Origin of the sequence: Petropleomorpha daqingensis, from assembly GCF_013408985.1 — a bacterium.
Taxonomy (GTDB): Bacteria; Actinomycetota; Actinomycetes; order Mycobacteriales; family Geodermatophilaceae; genus Petropleomorpha; species Petropleomorpha daqingensis.
The window spans coordinates 3,025,833-3,043,253 of the sequence record NZ_JACBZT010000001.1; the positions used below are offsets into that span (position 1 = coordinate 3,025,833).

The 17,421-nt window shown below is 72.2% G+C and carries 16 protein-coding genes; 9 read left to right on the top strand and 7 right to left on the bottom strand.

Features of this window, described 5'->3' with window-relative positions:
- Positions 1-371 precede the first annotated feature (371 nt).
- The 6 genes from GGQ55_RS14965 to GGQ55_RS14990 form a co-directional block, all read right to left on the bottom strand.
- The gene (locus GGQ55_RS14965; RefSeq protein ID WP_179717994.1) at positions 372-782 is read right to left on the bottom strand and encodes an ANTAR domain-containing protein; all 411 of its coding nucleotides are present in this window, start codon (positions 780-782) and stop codon (positions 372-374) included.
- Between the two features lie 10 nt (positions 783-792).
- Positions 793-1,089: a hypothetical protein gene (locus tag GGQ55_RS14970; RefSeq protein WP_179717996.1), complete on the bottom strand. Its 297-nt coding sequence runs from the start codon at positions 1,087-1,089 to the stop codon at positions 793-795.
- A 236-nt stretch (positions 1,090-1,325) separates the two neighbouring features.
- A complete protein-coding gene (locus GGQ55_RS14975) occupies positions 1,326-2,216 on the bottom strand; it encodes a methyltransferase (protein ID WP_179717998.1) in 891 nt (296 codons plus the stop codon).
- Positions 2,217-2,349: 133 nt separating this feature from the next.
- Positions 2,350-3,672, bottom strand: a complete 1,323-nt coding sequence (locus GGQ55_RS14980; RefSeq protein ID WP_179718000.1) for a DUF2254 domain-containing protein — start codon at positions 3,670-3,672, stop codon at positions 2,350-2,352.
- Positions 3,669-4,697 carry a helix-turn-helix transcriptional regulator gene (locus GGQ55_RS14985; protein WP_179718002.1) on the bottom strand — a complete coding sequence of 343 codons (1,029 nt, stop codon included), beginning with the start codon at positions 4,695-4,697 and terminating at the stop codon, positions 3,669-3,671. The genes GGQ55_RS14980 and GGQ55_RS14985 overlap by 4 nt, the downstream gene beginning before the upstream one ends.
- Positions 4,698-4,845: 148 nt before the next feature.
- The gene (locus GGQ55_RS14990; protein WP_179718004.1) at positions 4,846-5,562 is read right to left on the bottom strand and encodes a type 1 glutamine amidotransferase domain-containing protein; all 717 of its coding nucleotides are present in this window, start codon (positions 5,560-5,562) and stop codon (positions 4,846-4,848) included.
- A gap of 275 nt (positions 5,563-5,837) precedes the next feature.
- On the opposite strand from GGQ55_RS14990, the gene GGQ55_RS14995 reads away from it, so the two are divergent.
- The 7 genes from GGQ55_RS14995 to GGQ55_RS15025 all read left to right on the top strand — a co-directional run bounded on the left by GGQ55_RS14995 (position 5,838) and on the right by GGQ55_RS15025 (position 12,768).
- On the top strand, positions 5,838-6,947 hold the full coding sequence (locus GGQ55_RS14995) for a zinc-dependent alcohol dehydrogenase (protein ID WP_246323820.1): 1,110 nt from the start codon (positions 5,838-5,840) through the stop codon (positions 6,945-6,947).
- Positions 6,948-6,963: 16 nt separating this feature from the next.
- Complete coding sequence (locus tag GGQ55_RS15000) at positions 6,964-7,566, top strand: hypothetical protein (protein ID WP_179718008.1); 603 nt, start codon at positions 6,964-6,966, stop codon at positions 7,564-7,566.
- Between the two features lie 48 nt (positions 7,567-7,614).
- Complete coding sequence (locus tag GGQ55_RS15005) at positions 7,615-8,463, top strand: aldo/keto reductase (protein WP_179718010.1); 849 nt, start codon at positions 7,615-7,617, stop codon at positions 8,461-8,463.
- Positions 8,464-8,511: 48 nt separating this feature from the next.
- The gene (locus GGQ55_RS15010; RefSeq protein WP_179718012.1) at positions 8,512-9,450 is read left to right on the top strand and encodes a LysR family transcriptional regulator; all 939 of its coding nucleotides are present in this window, start codon (positions 8,512-8,514) and stop codon (positions 9,448-9,450) included.
- A gap of 180 nt (positions 9,451-9,630) precedes the next feature.
- The gene (locus GGQ55_RS15015; RefSeq protein ID WP_366489382.1) at positions 9,631-10,284 is read left to right on the top strand and encodes a DUF1345 domain-containing protein; all 654 of its coding nucleotides are present in this window, start codon (positions 9,631-9,633) and stop codon (positions 10,282-10,284) included.
- Positions 10,277-11,347, top strand: a complete 1,071-nt coding sequence (locus GGQ55_RS15020) for a hypothetical protein (RefSeq protein WP_179718016.1) — start codon at positions 10,277-10,279, stop codon at positions 11,345-11,347. The genes GGQ55_RS15015 and GGQ55_RS15020 overlap by 8 nt, the downstream gene beginning before the upstream one ends.
- 134 nt (positions 11,348-11,481) lie before the next feature.
- A complete protein-coding gene (locus GGQ55_RS15025; RefSeq protein WP_179718017.1) occupies positions 11,482-12,768 on the top strand; it encodes a sensor domain-containing phosphodiesterase in 1,287 nt (428 codons plus the stop codon).
- On the opposite strand, the gene GGQ55_RS15030 is transcribed toward GGQ55_RS15025, so the two are convergent.
- Positions 12,752-13,678: a LysR family transcriptional regulator gene (locus tag GGQ55_RS15030; RefSeq protein ID WP_179718019.1), complete on the bottom strand. Its 927-nt coding sequence runs from the start codon at positions 13,676-13,678 to the stop codon at positions 12,752-12,754. The genes GGQ55_RS15025 and GGQ55_RS15030 overlap by 17 nt on opposite strands.
- 128 nt (positions 13,679-13,806) lie before the next feature.
- On the opposite strand from GGQ55_RS15030, the gene GGQ55_RS15035 reads away from it, so the two are divergent.
- Together GGQ55_RS15035 and GGQ55_RS15040 are read left to right on the top strand one after the other, a co-directional pair.
- Positions 13,807-14,478, top strand: a complete 672-nt coding sequence (locus GGQ55_RS15035; RefSeq protein ID WP_179718020.1) for a TetR/AcrR family transcriptional regulator — start codon at positions 13,807-13,809, stop codon at positions 14,476-14,478.
- 350 nt (positions 14,479-14,828) lie between these two features.
- Positions 14,829-17,366, top strand: coding sequence for an ATP-dependent Clp protease ATP-binding subunit (locus tag GGQ55_RS15040; protein ID WP_179718022.1), 2,538 nt, complete (start codon positions 14,829-14,831; stop codon positions 17,364-17,366).
- Positions 17,367-17,421 lie beyond the last annotated feature (55 nt).

The following is a 17,421-nucleotide window of genomic DNA, read 5'->3' on the forward strand; positions in this document are numbered from 1 at the left end:
TCTGCTTCGAACAGTGTGAGCGGGTCGCCTCCCCATTCCAGCGCGCGCTGGGTGGGGTCGGAAGGCGCCATCGTGGAACAGAGTGAGCGGGTGACCTGGGAGGACTGCCCGAACTGCGGGCGACGAGCGGCCGTCGGCTGGTCGAATGAGTGGCCCGTGGAGTTCGACTGCCCAGGCGGCTGCGTCGTGGACAGGGAGCAGGTCGAATCCATCGCCGCCGAGCAGGTGAGACCGCCGATCACCTGACCGACGCGCCTGTGGCCGCCTGACAGGGATCACCCGGAGGCCTGCCCTCCTGCCGAGCCGGCCGGTTGTCCCCGGCAGGACCATGTGGGACAACCGCGAGGGCAGAGCAGGAGCGTCAAAGCCTGCTACGGCTCGCCGGCGTAGATGATCTGCTCGGCCAGCACGTGCAGCTTGACGTTGCGCCGGTTGCTCAACAGCCGGAGGGCTGCGAACGCCTGATCTTCGGTGAGCCCGTGGCGGGCCATGAGGATGCCGATGGCCATTCCGATGCGCCGATTGCTGGCCAGCGCCTTCTCCAGGTGCGCGATCTGCAGCTCGGCCAACTGCAGCCGCCGGCGCAGGCGGCTGTCGGTCCTGTCGGCCGCGCCGAGTCCGAGCTCGACCCAGAGCGCGGACGCCCGGTGTTGCTGCGCCTCGGCCTGATCGCACAGTTGCTGTGCCCGGAGCCGGGCCGACTGCGCCCAGTTCTGCACGGCTTCGGTCGAGAGATCTGCGAAGTCATCGTGCAGCCGGGAGGGCTCCGCGGGGGTTCGCATCGCACGCCCCTCAGCCCGAATGGCCATCAACCGGGTGGGCGGCGGGGCGACCGCCGTCCGTCTCGGATTCTGTGCGCTCCCGCTGGGCCGCGTGCAGATGCTCGTCACCGTGGGCGGAGAGCGCGCTGGCCCGGCGGTGGACCCGCTCAGGGTCGGGCAGCTGACCGGCCACGCGATGCAACGCTTCCTCGGCCGCGTGCTCCGCCTCACCGAGGCGCTGGTGGGCGTCAGCGACCTGCTCGCGCAACCGTGCCCGACTTTCGCGGCCCTGCCGCATCAGGTCCTGGCCCTCTTCTGGACTGGCCACGCAGGGACTGTAGGGCGATCCGGCGCTCCAACACATGAGCAGCCCGCGGCGATCGCCGTCACAGGCGGTCGTGCGCCTATCGCTCAGGCCGCCTGCAGACACAGAGAGGTGGCTCGGAGGCATCGGGCCGGGCGATTCGCCTTTGCTTGCACGCTCCGACCGCCGATCAATCCAGAGTTCGGCGCTGGGCGTGCTCCAGACCTCCGACTCCTCCCATCGTCTCCGAGTGGGCTTGGTCAGCGCATCCCATCGTCGGCCGAGACGGGGGGTTGTCGACCCCAGCAGCTGACCATGAGCGGGGCGAAGACCACGGTGCGGCCGTCGTGCAGCAGGTCGGTGAAGGCGTCCAGGTCGACCTGGGTGACCAGGCCGGCGGCCAGCATGCCCGGGGAGAGTTGGTGGATGAGCAGTTCCCACTGCGGGACGCCGTGGACCGGGTCGGCGTCGACCTGCTCTGCCACGGCGTGGGTTCCGACGTCGGTCAGGCCGAGCTCGCGCAGCGAGCGGGGAAGGCGCCGCCCGTAGTGCGGGTCGTAGCCGTGGGCCTGCAGGAGCCTGCCGCATGCCTGGGTGACCCGCTGGTGGACCGGGGCCGGGGGGTCGATGACGGCGGCGGTCGCCCAGTCGAAGTCCTCGATCAACAGCCACCCGCCGGGGGCGAGGGCTGAGGCGAGGTGGCGCAGGACCTGGTCGCGGCCGGGCAGGTGCTCGAGCAGTAGTCGGGCGTGCACGAGGTCGAACTGTCCCTCTGGCAGCAGCTGGGTGGTGATGTCGTGCGTCTGCACGCTGAGCACCTCGCTGGCGAGGGGCGCGAGGAAGCGGGTGTCGGTGTCGATGGCGAGCACCCGCCCGGTGGGTCCGACGCGGTCGGCCAGCCGCTGCGCGACGGTGCCGGTGCCGGCACCGACGTCGACGCACTGCCACCCGGCGGTCAGGCCCAGCTGGTCGGCGAGCCGGAGGGTGGTGCCGTCGTAGAGGCCGGTGAGGCTGGTCAGCCGCTCCCGTTCCGCGTGCCAGGCCGGGTCGAGGACGTAGCCGGGGTCCGTCGCCGAAGGGCGGCTCGTGGTGTCGCTCAGGGGAACCTCCGGTAGTCCTCGCCCATGTCGCGGCCGCTCAGCCTCCGGCAATTCGACTCCTGAATACCTGCCGCACGCGCCAGAAAGCCGCCTGACAATCGCCTGAGATCTTCCTGGGAATCATCAGTCGGACGGCTGCTCGTGGGCTCGTAGCGGCGCGCTCGGGATCGGGTGTCGCGCACCCTCACGACGGTCGGGGAGTCGACCGTGGCTTCGGCGTGGCTGTGACGTCGGCCCCCGAACCGATGCCCTCGGTGTCCGGCGTGAGGGCAGCGAGGACGTCTTCCGCATCCTCGTGGGCCCGTCGGACGCCGGCCTCCAGCAGCCGGAGCTGGCGGTCCAGCGGTTCCTGCCGGTCGGGCGGTGCCACGCTCTTGAGGTCGGCCAGCGCCGCGCAGATCTTCCGGGTCACCTGCGGCTCCGACGCCCCGGCCAGGCGGATCTCGTCGAAGGCCAGCCGGACGTAGCCGTCCCAGCTGACGGTCCGCTCGATCAGGCGCACCACGCCGTCCTCGTCGCGGTGTTCACCGCAGGGAAGGGGGCGACCGGCGATCTGGCGCAGCAGGTCGTGCAGCCGGTGCAGCGCCTGGACCGCTGTCGTGGGGTCGTTGAACGGTTGGGCGATCGACCGCACCGCGATGTCGACGAGCTTGCGGAAGCCGTAGGCCAGGTCCTCGGTGTGGACGCGCTCCGGGCCGAGCAGGACGTGGTGGGTGACGTCGGTGGCCTGGAGCCGAACGGCCGGCCCCCCGTTCCCGCTCACCGCCGACCAGGGCTCGGGATGCACCCGGAACAGCGGCGCGCCGCCGACGACGAAGTCCCCCATGACCGGCACCAGCTCCAGCACGCAGTCCGCCCGCCGGGCCGCGGCGACGAGGGCGGGCCGGTCGACGCGGACCAGGTTGCCGGGCTCCGCGGCGACGATCCCGTCCGGACCACCGGTGACGGCGGGTACGTCCCCGTGCTCGCGGACGATGAACTCGCGGCTGCGGTCGCCGACGAGGTCGATCAGCCCGGAGACCCGCAGGCCCTGGCCGGCGTGGTGCACGAACAGGACGAGCACGACGATGCTGGCGAGCATCAGGACGTAGGACAGCAGCATCGACAGCCCGGGCACGGTGCCGGTGTCGGAGCCGCGGATCTCGCGGAGAGTCAGCACCGCGACCAGGAAGCTCGCGCCGAACAGGCCGATCGCCAGCTGGCTCCACCGGTCGGTGAGGAGCGCCCCCACGATGCGGGGCGAGAACTGGCCCATCGCCAGCTGGACCGCGACCAGGGTGACCGTCAGGACGAGGGTGGTCAGCGACACCATGGCGGTGGCGAAGGAGGACAGGATCGTCTGCGCGTCGGACGGCGTCCCGGTCAGGCTCTGGGGGAGGAGCTCGTAGTCCGTCGCCCGGTCCACGGCGAGCGTGCCGACGGCGAGGAGGGCGCCCGCGGCCAGGCAGCCGAGCGGCCGCAGCCACAGGCTCGTGCGGACGAAGCGCTGGAGCCGCAGCGTGCTCATGCGGTGCAGCCCTGCGGTCGGCAGGGCGACGGAGTCGGGGGAACGTAGAGGCCTTCGCGCTCGGCGCGCACGGCGGCGAGCGTCCGCGAGGGCGCGTCGAGCTTGACGAGGATGTGCTCGATGTGGGCAGCGACGGTTCGCGGCGCCACGACGAGCGCGTGGGCGATCTGCTGGTTGGAACACCCGTCGATCAGCAACCCGAGCACCTCCAGCTCGCGCGGCGTCAGCCCCCGCAGGTCGGTCACGGGGGAGAGGACCACCGCCCCGAGCAGGTGCGCCGGTCCCTCCCCGGGACTGGCCAGGACGGACACTCGCACGTGCCCGTCCGGGGCGTGGCTGCCCCCACGCGGCCAGAGGAAGGAGGTGAAGACCTGGCTGTCGTCGATGCACGACCGGGCGACGGCGACGACCGCCGATCCCTCAGCGAGCAGTGCGTCGCCGTCCAGGCCGGGGAGCGGCCGGGTGACCCTGTCGCAGCACAGCACCGTGCCGGCGGTCGCCCCCCGCACCACCTGCGCTGCCGCGGCCAGCGAGCTCAATGGGTCGATCCCGCGGGCCAGGACAGGGGTGAGCTGGTGCAACCGTCGCCGAGCGACGGGGGATGGCGGCTCCTTGCTGCTGAAGAGCAGCGCCAGGTGCCCGACGTGGCGCCGCCCGCCGTCCAACAGGGCGACGCCAAGGGCCTCGTGGAAGCCAGCGGGGATGAAGCACTCGGCCCACGTCGGCAGGTCCGCGGCGGGGTAGGGCAGGTCGGACGGGCTCAGCGGCGGGCGCGCGGGGTCGGTATGGGTCACCTCGATGTCGTGCGCCATCGAGGGACCGCTCAGGTACCGCAGGGTGCACTCGTCGAGATCGGTACTGGCCACGCCCGTGTAGCTGCTTCTCATCGGGTCGGCGACGGCCAGCCACGCGGCGTCGAACGGGACGAGGCCGCGGAGGCTCTGCAGCATCTCCTGCGAACGTTGGGGAAGAGGACTTGGCGAGGCGGCGACCTCGGCCAGGTCAAGGCCCGCGATTGCATCCATGGGTGCTCCCGGGACCGCCGCGTCCGCGAGCACGCTGTCTGTTCAACGGTGTGCCGACGCCGGAGTCCCCGCGTGCCCGGTTACCGCCGGGACGGCCGGAGTAGTCCCGTGCACGGTGAGGAAAAACCGCAGCGTCCTGAGGTTCCGGCTAACGACGCGTGCGCAGGGCCCGCTGGCCGGCAGCGGCCACGCCGATGCTCACCGCAGCGACGGCCGACGGTTTCGGCGACCAGCGCAGCGCGGCGACGGCCCAGCCGACGGGGGCCTCGCGTTGCCGATCGGACTCACGACGTGTTGCCGTCGTCGCCGGGGCGGGCGCGGTCGTCGCGAAGGCACCGATCATCCCGGGGACGAACGCGGCCATGTCCTGAGGCCCTCTGCTGGTGGTGAGGTTCCCGTCCCGGACGAGCTGCTGATCCAGCCACGTGGCGCCCGCGTTCACCAGATCGTCTCGGATCCCGGGCCAGGAGGTGAGGGTCCGTCCGTCCACGAGTCCCGCCGATGCCAGCACCCACGGCCCGTGGCAGAGGGTGGCGATGGGCTTGTCGCTGACGGCGAACGCGCGGACGAACTCCCGTGCAGGGGCGGACTGCCGGAGAAGGTCGGGATTGATGAATCCTCCGGGCAGCAGCAGGGCGTCGTAGTCGCCGGGATCGGCTTCCTCGATCGTCTTGTCCACGCGGACCCGGCTGGCCGGCATGTGCAGGTTCACGCCGCGGATCCGTCCGCGCCGCAGGGACACGACGTCCACCGTGGCACCGGCGGCCTTGAGGGCGCGCAGCGGGACGACCAGCTCGACCTTCTCGTAGCCGTCGGCCGCCAGGGCAGCGATCGTGCGGCCCTTCAGCCGGCGTCTGCTGGGCATGTCGTCCCCCTGTCGCTCCACGGAGTCGTCCGAGCCCATCAGACCGAGACGGGGATGACGTCTGCCATCGGTAGATCTGCCGATCTTTCGGCCGAGCCCCGCGATGAGGCCGGATGCGGGGTGGCCGCGCCAACGGAGCCGGCGCAGAGTCAGGGGGCCGGTGAGCAGAGCCGGCCGGTTGACTCCCCGGGGTGCTCGCACGAGTCACGGGGAACCCGCGCCCAGGAGGCGGTCACGTGCGAGCGATGGTGTACCGAGGTCCCTACAAGGTCAGGATGGAGGAGAAGGAGCGGCCGAGGATCGAGCACCCCAACGACGCCATCGTCCGGGTGCAGCTGGCCGCGATCTGCGGCTCTGACCTGCACCTCTACCACGGCATGATGCCGGACACCCGGATCGGTCACACCTTCGGCCACGAGTTCATCGGTGTGGTGGACGAGGTCGGCTCCTCGGTGCAGAACCTCAGCGTGGGCGACCGGGTGATGGTGCCGTTCAACATCTTCTGCGGCACCTGCTGGTACTGCGCGCGCGGTCTGTACTCCAACTGCCACAACGTCAACCCGAACGCCACCGCCGTCGGCGGCATCTACGGCTACTCGCACACGACCGGAGGCTACGACGGCGGCCAGGCCGAGTTCGTGCGGGTGCCCTTCGCCGACGTCGGCCCGTCGAAGATCCCGGACTGGATGGCCGACGAGGACGCGGTCCTGCTGACCGACATGACGGCGACCGGCTACTTCGGTGCTCAGCTCGGCGACATCGTCGAGGGCGACGTCGTTCTCGTCTTCGGCGCCGGGCCGGTGGGACTCATAGCGGCGAAGTCCGCCTGGCTGATGGGGGCCGGCCGGGTCATCGTCATCGACCACCTGGATCACCGCCTGGAGAAGGCGCGAACCTTCGCCCACGCCGAGACCTACAACTTCACCGAGTACGGCGACATCGTCCTCGAGATGAAGAAGGCCACCGACTACCTCGGCGCAGACGTCGCCATCGACTGCGTGGGCGCCGAGGCGGACGGCAACTTCATCCAGCACGTCACCTCGTCCAAGCTCAAGCTGCAGGGCGGCTCCCCGGTCGCGCTGAACTGGGCGATCGACTCCGTCCGCAAGGGCGCGACGATCTCGGTGATGGGCGCCTACGGCCCGCTGTTCAGCGCCGTCAAGTTCGGCGACGCGATGAACAAGGGGCTGACGATCCACACCAACCAGTGCCCGGTCAAACGGCAGTGGCCCCGGCTGTTCGAGCACGTGCGCAACGGCTACCTCAAGCCCAGCGAGCTCGCCACCCACCGGGTGCCGCTCGAGGACATCGCCGAGGGCTACCACATCTTCTCGGCCAAGCTCGACGGCATCATCAAGCCCCTCGTCGTCCCGACCGCGGCGTGAGCGACAGGAGATCCCGATGACCTACACACCGCACAAGCCGCCGATCGCCGAGTCGCCCGACGAGCTGAGGCAGCGCATCCCGGGCTGGGGCGTCGACCTCGACCCGAAGGACCGGCCGTCGGTGCCGAAGCTGCAGTTCCAGGAGGACTTCACCGGCGCGCACTGGGACTTCCCGGAGCGGCAGCCCGAGAAGTATCCGCGGGAGCGCTCGGTCGAGCACGGGATGCTCACCCCGGTCTTCGGCACCGCCCAGCCGCCGTCGGGCGTCTCGGGTGCCATCCGCCGCTACGCCTACCACTACAGCGAGGGCCGCACGGCGCACTGGCTGCTGCTGATCGTCGCCGACCGGGTGGACGCGTGGGAGAACCACCTGAAGTCGTTCCTCACCTTGCGCCCGGACAACCCGATCACCGAGACCGGGGTGAAGGCCGAGTTCACCCACCACGGACTGCGCTCGCGGGTCGGCCAGCACCGCACGGACCTCAAGCACCAGCCGCTCGACCCGGTGATCGTCGCGGGCCCGTGGATCGCCGCGGCCGGGGCGGTCTACGCCGGCGCCCGGAGCGTGGCGAAGTCGCTGGCGCACGCCGGGTCGAACGGACAGCGGCCGGTGCACTGAGCCGGAACGGGGAGGGACGACGGCGCCTGCTCAGGGAGGAGATCCCGCATGACCGCATCCACGACGCGCACCGCGACCCTCCCCGACGGCACCGCCGTCCCGGCCCTCGGCCTGGGCACCTGGTACCTGGGTGAGGACCCCGGCCGGATCGATCTCCAGCTGGACGCCCTGCGCACCGGCCTGGACCTCGGCCTGACGCTGGTCGACACCGCCGAGATGTACGGCGACGGCGCCGCCGAGGAGCTCGTCGGCCGGGCGATCGCCGGCCGGCGGGACGACGTCTTCCTGGTCAGCAAGGTGCTGCCGCACCACGCCTCGCGCCAGGGCACGGTGGACGCCTGCCAGCGGAGCCTGCGCCGACTTGGCACCGATCGCCTGGACCTGTACCTGCTGCACTGGCGCGGCCGGGTTCCCGTCGAGGAGACCGTCGCCGCCTTCGAGTCGCTGACCTCCCGCGGGCTCATCCGTTCCTGGGGTGTGAGCAACTTCGACGTCCCGGACCTCGACCAGCTGGTCGGGCTGCCCGGCGGCAACCGGGTCCAGACCGACCAGGTGCTCTACAACCTCGCCAGACGCGGCCCCGAGTACGACCTGATCCCCTGGTGCCGCGGCAGGCGCATGCCCCTCATGGCGTACTCGCCCGTCGACCACGGCCGGCTCCTCGAGCACCCGGCCGTGCGCGACCTCGCCGCGGACAAGGGGGTCACCACGGCCCAGCTGGCCATCGCGTGGGTGCTGCGGTTGCCGGACGTGTTCGCCGTCGCCAAGGCATCGACCCGCGCGCACGTCATCGACAACCGCGCGGCGTTGGAGATCGGCTTCAGCCGGGCCGAGCTCGACGAGCTCGACCGGCTGTTCCCCCCGCCGTCCGGAAAGGTCCCGCTCGACGTCCTGTAGGGCAGCTCGGCCGGGTTGGCGATAACTTGGACCGTGGAGTTTCGCCAATTGCGCTACTTCCTGGCGGTGGCCGAGGAGGGGCGCTTCAACCGGGCCGCGCAGAGGCTCCACATCGCGGCGTCGTCGCTCTCGCAGCAGATCAGTGCGCTGGAGCGGGACCTCAAGGTCTCGCTGTTCGAGCGCACCCCGGAAGCGGCTCGGCTGACCCCGGCCGGTGTCGTCCTGGCGGAGCGGACCCGGATCATCCTGGCAGAGGTGGAGCGGGCCCGGGCGGACGTGCGCGCCGCCGGAAGGGACCGCCGGCGATTGACCCTCCGGGTGGCCAACATGGCCGAGCTGGTCCTGGACGGTCCGTTGAGGGGCCTGGGTCTGGGCATCGACGGGATCGAGGTCTCGGTGAGTTCCAGCCGGGGGGACGACGCGCTCGAGGCGGTCCGTCAGGGCCGGGCCGACGCGGCGATCGTCTGGAGCCGGGCACCGGTCGACCGCGACCTGGAAGGCGTCGTCCTCGGCTCGGTGGTGTTCGGCGTCGTCGTCCCGCTCGGCCACCGGGCAGCCGGCTCGGCGACGGTGCCGGTCGGAGCCCTCGCCGGCGACGTGCTGGTCATGTTTCCGCGAGAACCGTTCGCCGGAATCTGGGACCGCACGGTCGCCCACTTCTTCCCCGGCGGGGCCGGCCATGGTCAGGTCGTCGTCGAACCGAACCTGCTCAACAGCCCCGATGCGGTGCTGCGCGCAGTGGCCACGGGCGTCGGCATCGCAGCCGGCATCCTGGGGACCGTGGACGCCATGGGGGTCCACGGGATCGCGGCCCGACGCCTGGACCCCGACCTGCGGCTCGAACTGGAGGTCGTCTGGCGGCCGCACGCCGGCCAGTCGGTCGGCAGGCTCGTCGACTTCCTGCTGCGATCGGCACGGGACCCCGGTATCGCCATCGAGGCGTTCGAGCATCCCGCTGGCGGTGCCGGGCAGCCGATCACGGCGTGAGGACATAACTCTGGCGCCCTCGGCGGCCCGCACCCCGCACACATAGGCATGTCTGCCGATACCGCGGGCTCCCCGGTCGGCGTCGGATGGAGGAGCGTCCGGCGTCGCCGGGCGGATGTCGAGCCCGGCCGCTGGTCCGGGCGCGCGAACCTGGGGAAGGTCATCGGGATCGGCGACGGCGTGGACGAGGTCAGCTCTGCGACCGTCGGCCGGGAACGCCGGATCATCTCGTGGCGCCGCCTGCTGGTCTCCCTCGCCGCAGGGGCGGCGGCCGCGGTCGCCGTGGCTCTGGTCGGGTCCGTCCGCCTGAGCGTCCTCGTCGGCTGGACCGTGGCCGCGTCGGCCGTCCTCGGATGGGTCTGGCGGATCAGCTGGCCGCAGGACTACGGCGGCACCAAGCGCCTGGCGGAGGACGAGGGGCGGTCCCACGTCACCGACACGGCGGTCCTCGTCGCCGCCGTGGCCAGCCTGGTCGCGGTGCTCGTCGGCGTGGTCAGCACGAGTCGTCACGACGCCGTCGCGGTCGTGGCCGTCGTCCTCGCCGTCGTGGACACGATCCTCTCCTGGGCGCTGGTGAACACGGTCTTCGCCCTCAAGTACGCGCGGCTCTACTACGCGGGCGGGGACGGCGGCATCAGCTTCGAGGAGAACCAGCGCCCCGCCTACAGCGACTTCGCCTACCTCGCTTTCACCGTCGGCATGTCCTTCGCGGTGTCCGACACCGGGCTGGCGGACGCGCAGATGCGCAAGGTCGGACTGGGGCACGCGCTGCTGTCCTACCTGTTCGGCACCGTGCTCATCGCCGTCTCCGTCAGCCTGCTGACCAATGTCTGACGGTCCGGTCGTGGTCGGCCTGGTGGCCGATCCGGATCTGCCGGGAGAGCTGGCGAAAGACCTCGCGGGCACCCTGCCGGCGGCGCTGGCGCGGGCCGACGGTGCGCGGGACTGGCGGGCGAGCGCGCACGTGGTCGCCCTGGTCGCCGGTCACGTCGGGGACGAGGAACCGCTCCTGCAGGCGGTCTGCGAGCGGAAGGTCGCCGAGGGGTGGGACGTGGCCATCGGGCTCACGGACCTGCCGCGACGGGCGGGGACCCGCGCCGTGGTCGCCGATCTCGATCCCGAGCGCGGTGTGGCCCTGACCTCCGTGCCGGCACTGGGGGTGCTCCGCCTGCCGCACCGGGCCGAGGACGTCGTCGTCCGACTCGTCCTGGACCTGCTCGGCACGTCGGCCGCCTCGCCCGTCGCCACCGCGGGGCTGGCCGTCCTCGGGGACGAGGAGTCCTCGAGCCGGCGCCTGGTCCTGCCCGCTCTTCTGGGACGTTGGCGCCTGTTCGGTGGCATGGTGCGCGCCAACCGGCCGTGGCGGCTGGTCGGGGCGCTCTCCGGTGCCCTGCTGGCCGCCTTCGCCGCGAGCGTCTTCGGGGTGTTCACGGTGACGCTCTGGGTCCTGGCCGACCGGCTCGGCGTCGCTCGGTTGTCGGTGATCACGGGCCTGTCGGTCGCCGCGATGGTCGTCTACCTGATCGTGCAGCACGGACTCTGGGAGCGCCCCGAGGACGCGCGGCAACGGCGGTTGGCCCGCCTGTACAACGTCACCACCGCGGCCACGCTCGTCCTCGGGGTCCTGGTGTTCTACGCAGCGCTGGTCGCCGTCATGACGGTCACCGTCGCCTTCCTCGTCGACGGTGCCGTCCTCGGGCGCAATCTGGGGCACTCACCGAGCTGGGGCGACTACCTCGACATCAGCTGGTTCATCGCCTCGCTGGCCACCGTCGGGGGTGCGCTCGGGTCCGGGGCGGAGGACGGGGACACCGTCCGACGGGCCGCGTACGGGGCGCGGCAGCGTGCCCGCTCGGAGCAGAGCTGCCCCGACGGCGGGCCCGACGACCGCGGCTGAACCCGGTGCCGGCGCTCCATCGCCGGCGTCGATGGCGCCCATCGGGGACGCGTGATCAATTCTCCAGATCGTCGCGCCGACACTCGGGTAGGAGCTTCTGCTGGGGGAGCGCCGAGGGATCGCGAGGAGTTCTCGTGCGCGGAAAGCACGTCACCGGTGGCGCCGTCCTGGGCCTCGCGATCTGCGCCATCCTGGGCGCGGTGATCTCCGTCCGCGACGCGGCGCTGGTCCTGGTCGTGGGTGCGGCGTGGGCAGCCGGTCGATTTCTCCGGTCCGGTGCCGCTCCGAGCCGTCGTTCGGCCGCGCGGGACGAGGTCGGCGAGGAGGTCGTCTGGGAGTGCGACGCGGGCGGCCGGTTCACGCATGCCAGCTCGCAGTGCCTGGAGCTCCTCGGGTACACGCCCGAGGAGGCGTCGTCGCTCTCGATCTTCGACGTCGTCCATCCCGACGAGCACGCCGTGGTGACCCACCTGATCTCGTCCGGGCGGGGATGGCGGCGCCGGCCGTTCCGGTGCGTCGCCAAGAACGGCGCGACGGTGTGGTTGCAGAGCACCGCCGTGGCGCAAGCGGACGGTCAGGGACGGTTCACCGGGTTGCTCGGCGCGTCCCACCGGGTCTGGGAGGCCCCACCCGGCGAGCCGGCGAGGACGTCCGCGGCGATCGTCCGGGTGCTCGCCGACGATGCACTACGGACGGCCTTCCAGCCGATCGTCTCCCTGGCCGACGGGCGGGTGCTCGGCGCCGAGGCGCTGTCCCGGTTCGCGATGGCCGACGACGGGCGCACCGCCGAGGACTGGTTCACCGACGCCGCACGGGTCGGGCTCGGGGTCGACCTCGAGATCCACGCCGCGCTGCACGCGCTGCGTCAGGCGACGACCCTGCCGGAGGACACGTACGTGTCCGTGAACCTCTCCCCGGAGACGCTGCTCTGGCCAGGGCTCCCCGACGCCCTGCGGAGCGCATCCATCCCGCTGTCCCGCATCGTCGTGGAACTCACCGAGCACTCCGCGGTGGAGGACTACGACGCCCTCGACCGGGCGCTGCAACCGCTGCGCCGGGCTGGGCTCCGGATCGCCGTGGACGACGCCGGCGCCGGCCACGCCACCTTCCGGCACATCCTCCGGCTCGCGCCGGACCTCATCAAGCTCGACCGCAGCCTCATCAGCGGCATCGACGGCGATCCCGCACGGCGGGTGCTCGCGGGCGCCGTCGTGGCCCTCGCCCGTGAGATGCGGGGCGTGGTCGTCGCCGAAGGGATCGAGCGGACCACCGAGCTGGCCGTCCTGATGGGCCTCGGGGTCCAGGCCGGCCAGGGGTACCTGTTCGGCCGGCCGAGCACCGACGAGCGGGACTGGCGGGCCTGGCGCCGTTCGCCGTGGCCGCGGCTGTCGACCCCGGCGCTGCTCAGGACGACGTCGTGACCGCTGCCGCGTCCAGCCCGGTGCAGACCGGCCGGCACCGGTCCAGGTAGGCGGCGAGAAAGGCCCGACCCGCGGCACCGCGCAGCATCTCGTCCCGGGTGAGGACGCCGAGTTCCCACTGGGGTGCACCGGTCAGCGTCGCCGTCGCCACGCCGGGGAACGTCTCGCGGTCGATGCAGGCGTCGGGGCCGTAGGCGATGCCCATGCCCCGCTGCACCATGCTCTGCAGGGTCAGCCACTCGTTGATCTCGAGCCGGACCTGGCGGGGCAGCGTGCTCTCCTGCACCCAGGTGTCGAACAGGGCCCGGGCCCACGATCCGCGCGCCAGGTCGATGATCGGTTCCTCGACGACGTCGGCGGGGGTCACGTCCCGCGCTCCGGCGAGCCGGTGGCCTGCGGGGCACACGAGGCTCAGCGGGGTGCTGATCAGCGGGGTGAAGCGGATCCCCGGGCCGAGGCGCGGGATCCGGGGCCCGATGGCGAAGTCCACCTGGCCCTCGGCCACGAGGTCCGGCATCCGCTGAGCCGGGGCGGGCAGCACGTGCACGTCGACGCCCGGGTGCTCCGACTGGAACCGGTGGATCGTCTCTGCCACGTCGATGGCTCGCGGAAGGGCGAGGACGGCGATGCGGACCGAGCCGCGGAGCAGGCCGATGACCTCCGCGACCGCATCGCGGGCGCGCTCGGTCTCGGCCAGGGCGGCACGGGCTGGTTCGAGCAGGGCCCGTCCGGCGTCGGTGAGCTCGGTGCCGCGACGACCGCGGATGAACAGCTCGGTGCCGAGTTCGCGTTCCAGGGACAGCAGCGACGCCGACAGGCTCGACTGGACCATGTAGAGGCGCGCCGCGGCGGAGGTGAAGGAGCCCTCCTCGACGACGGCGAGGAAGTACTCCAGCTGCCTCAGTTCCACGGCGTTCCTCTTCGTGCTCGGGAGCGCGGGCGACGGTGTCGCCCGGCGGTCGTGTGCCGCGGACGGTAGGCAGCCGGGGCGGAACGCGCGGGTGCCGTGTCACGACTGGATCGCCCTACAGTCGGCCCATGGCATCGGGGGACGCCGGGCCGCCACGGGCGCAGGGGTCGGCTCGCAGCCCCAGGCGCCTGGACCGGACGAAGGACCAGGCGATCACGGCGGCGGTGGTCGACGTGCTGGACCGGTTGGGCCTGCGCGGCTTCACCATGGACGAGGTCGCGCTGAGCGCGGGCGTCGGCAAGGCGGCCATCTACCGGCGGTGGGCCGGCAAGACCGACCTGCTGGCCAGCTACACCGAGGGGTCGATCGAGGGCACCCTCGACGTCTCGGACACCGGTTCGCTCAGGACCGACCTGATCGGGCTGCTCGCCTCGGCGGTCGCCCACTTCAACGGCCCGGCAGGACGCGCCAACCGGGCCCTGCTCAGCGCGGTGCACGACGACCCGGCGCTGGCAGCGGCCTATCACTCCGGGCCGGTGGCCCAGTGGGCCGCGGCCTTCGACGAGGTCCTCCGTCGTGCCGTCGGGCGAGGCGAGATCGCGCCCACTGTCGACGCGTCTCTCGCTGCGGAAGCCGGCGCGGCGATCCTCGTCCAGCGCTGGTTGCTCCTGGGGCAGCACATCGACGAGGAACTGGTGACGGCCGTGGTGGACAGGGTGGTGCTGCCCCTCCTGCGGGATCACGGTGCCCAACGGCTACCGGACGCACCGGCGCCCGGGACGCCGTCGTCCGAACGTTGAGGACACGACCTCGGCCGGCAGCCGGCAGCCTCGGGGGCAGTCGAACTCGACCGGCTCCCCGTCGAGCCACCCCACCGCGGCAGACCGCCCGCAGTCCGGGCAGCTCTCCCACGTCACGTGCTCGCTCACCGATGATCCTTCCGACCGCGCCGTCCGGCTCCCAGGTTCTGTCCCGCTGCGGCACCTGGTAAATCACGCCTTCTCGCTGACCGCCATCGACGGTTCCGATGGCACGCGGGTCAGCAGCCGAAGCGCTCCTCGCAGCCGTCTCGGCAGGATGACCGATGGAGATCCCGCCCGAGGACGAGTAGCCCAGTAGGGGACCACGCCACTCCCGGGACGGACGAGCGATGACCAGCGGATACTTCCCAGGCCCGTACGGCAGCCCCTTCGACGACTTCTTCGCCCGCTACATGGGCGGCGCTCGCCAGCCCCGGCAGCGCGTCGACATCACCCAGTTCCTCAGCGAGCAGGCGCGGGAACTGGTGAACGCGGCCGCGGGCAGGGCCGCCGAGGTGGGCAGCCCGGACCTCGACACCGACCACCTGCTGTGGGCGATGACCGAGGCGGAACCCACCCGGCAGCTGATCAGCCGCGCGGGGGCGGACCCGGGCTCGCTGCGCGCCGAGCTCGACGATCTGCCCCGTCGCGGTGAGCCGCGCACCGAGACGCCGGCCCTCACGCCCGCGGCCAAGCGCGCCCTCCTCGACGCCCACCAGATCTCCCGGGCGCTGGGCTCGACCTACATCGGTCCCGAACACCTGCTGTTCGCGCTGGCGGTGAACCCGGACTCGCCGGGCGGGCGGCTCCTGCGCCAGCGGGGCGTCACGCCGGAGGCCCTGCAGCAGGCCGTCAGCGGCGGAGGCGGCGGCCAGGGCGGTGCCGGCCGGCCCGCGTCGAGCACCCCGACGCTGGACGAGTACGGCCGCGACCTGACCGCGATGGCCCGCAACGGGGAGATCGACCCGGTGATCGGCCGGGAGCAGGAGATCGAGCAGACCGTCGAGGTGCTGTCCCGGCGGCGCAAGAACAACCCCGTGCTCATCGGCGAGGCCGGGGTCGGGAAGACCGCGATCGTCGAGGGCATCGCCGCGCAGATCGTCGAGGGCGACGTCCCGGAGACCCTCCGCGGCCGCCGGCTGGTGGAGCTCGACCTGACCGGACTGGTCGCCGGCACCCGCTACCGGGGTGACTTCGAGGAGCGGCTGAAGAAGGTCATCGACGAGATCCGCGAGCACAGCGACGAGGTCATCGTCTTCATCGACGAGCTGCACACCGTCGTCGGGGCCGGGGCGTCGGAGGGGTCCGGCGGGGCGGGCAACATGCTCAAGCCGGCCCTCGCCCGCGGGGACCTGCACATCATCGGGGCCACGACCCTGGACGAGTACCGCCGCAACATCGAGAAGGACGCCGCGCTGGAGCGCCGGTTCCAGCCGATCCTGGTGGCCGAGCCCAGCGTCGAGGACACCGTGCAGATCCTCTGCGGGCTGCGCGACCGCTACGAGGCGCACCACCAGGTGCGGTTCACCGACGAGGCCGTCGTCGCGGCCGTGGAGCTCTCCGACCGCTACCTCACCGACCGGCACCTGCCCGACAAGGCGATCGACCTGATCGACCAGGCAGGAGCACGCGTGCGCCGCCGGGTGAAGACGCCGCCGACCGACCTGCGCGGCCTGGAGCAGGAGGTCGAGCGGCTGCAGCGGGAGAAGGACCAGGCGGTCGCGGGCGAGCAGTACGAGCGGGCCTCCGACCTGCGCGACCAGCTCGCCGAGGCGCAGCGGCGGCTCGAGCAGGCGCGCGCCGGCGGCGGCGAGGGGCCGGGGGTGGGCGGGTCGGGTGTGCCGGAGGTGGGGGTCGAGGACATCGCCGAGGTGGTGTCCCGGGCCACCGGCATCCCGGTCAGCCAGCTCACGGAGGAGGAGATGGAGCGGCTGCTGCACCTCGAGCACCGCCTGCACGACCGCGTGATCGGGCAGGACGAGGCGGTCGAGGTCGTCGCCGAGGCGGTGCGGCGCTCCCGCGTCGGGCTCGGCGACCCCGACCGGCCGATCGGCAGCTTCCTGTTCCTGGGGCCGACCGGTGTGGGCAAGACCGAGTTGGCGCGGGCCCTCGCCGAGGCGCTCTTCGGCGACGAGGACCGGATGATCCGCCTGGACATGAGCGAGTTCCAGGAGCGGCACACGGTCAGCCGGCTGGTCGGGTCCCCGCCCGGGTACGTCGGCTACGAGGACGCCGGGCAGCTGACCGAGGCGGTGCGCCGGCGGCCGTACTCGGTGGTGCTCTTCGACGAGATCGAGAAGGCCCACCCCGACGTCTTCAACACCCTGCTCCAGGTGCTCGACGACGGTCGGCTGACCGACTCGCAGGGCCGCACCGTCGACTTCCGCAACACCGTGATCATCATGACGAGCAACCTCGGGTCGGAGCTGATCGTCAACGCCGGCCGCGGTCCGCTCGGGTTCACCGCCAACGGCACCGCCGGCGACGACCTGCGCAGCCAGGTCATGCGCCGGCTGCGGGAGTCCTTCCGGCCGGAGTTCCTCAACCGGATCGACGAGATCGTGGTGTTCCAGCAGCTGGACAACAGCCAGCTCGAGAGGATCACCGACCTGATGCTCGAGGAGACCCGCCGGCGGCTGCGGGCCCAGGGCATCGACGTCGAGTTCACCCCTGAGGCGGTCGGCTGGCTCGCCGAACGGGGCTACGAGCCCCAGTTCGGCGCCCGCCCCCTGCGCCGTGCCATCCAGCGGGAGGTGGACAACCGGTTGTCGCGGTTGATGCTCGACGGCCGCCTGCGCAGCGGCCAGCGGGTGCGCGTCGGGGTCCGGGACGGCGACCTGGACCTGGAGGTCGAGGACGCGCGGGAGGCCGCCACGACGCGTGCGTGAGCGCTGAGCAGTGCGACGGCCCCGCAGCCAGCGGCTGCGGGGCCGTCGTCCGGGG

What these genes read in the sequence shown, in the direction of transcription:
- GGQ55_RS15040 (WP_179718022.1), top strand. Translation starts at nt 14,829, where the DNA reads ATGACCAGCGGATACTTCCCAGGCCCGTACGGCAGCCCCTTCGACGAC.
- GGQ55_RS14980 (WP_179718000.1), bottom strand. Translation starts at nt 3,672, where the DNA reads ATGAGCACGCTGCGGCTCCAGCGCTTCGTCCGCACGAGCCTGTGGCTG.
- GGQ55_RS14995 (WP_246323820.1), top strand. Translation starts at nt 5,838, where the DNA reads ATGGAGGAGAAGGAGCGGCCGAGGATCGAGCACCCCAACGACGCCATC.
- GGQ55_RS14985 (WP_179718002.1), bottom strand. Translation starts at nt 4,697, where the DNA reads ATGGATGCAATCGCGGGCCTTGACCTGGCCGAGGTCGCCGCCTCGCCA.
- GGQ55_RS14990 (WP_179718004.1), bottom strand. Translation starts at nt 5,562, where the DNA reads ATGCCCAGCAGACGCCGGCTGAAGGGCCGCACGATCGCTGCCCTGGCG.
- GGQ55_RS15005 (WP_179718010.1), top strand. Translation starts at nt 7,615, where the DNA reads ATGACCGCATCCACGACGCGCACCGCGACCCTCCCCGACGGCACCGCC.
- GGQ55_RS15020 (WP_179718016.1), top strand. Translation starts at nt 10,277, where the DNA reads ATGTCTGACGGTCCGGTCGTGGTCGGCCTGGTGGCCGATCCGGATCTG.
- GGQ55_RS15000 (WP_179718008.1), top strand. Translation starts at nt 6,964, where the DNA reads ATGACCTACACACCGCACAAGCCGCCGATCGCCGAGTCGCCCGACGAG.
- GGQ55_RS14965 (WP_179717994.1), bottom strand. Translation starts at nt 782, where the DNA reads ATGCGAACCCCCGCGGAGCCCTCCCGGCTGCACGATGACTTCGCAGAT.
- GGQ55_RS15035 (WP_179718020.1), top strand. Translation starts at nt 13,807, where the DNA reads ATGGCATCGGGGGACGCCGGGCCGCCACGGGCGCAGGGGTCGGCTCGC.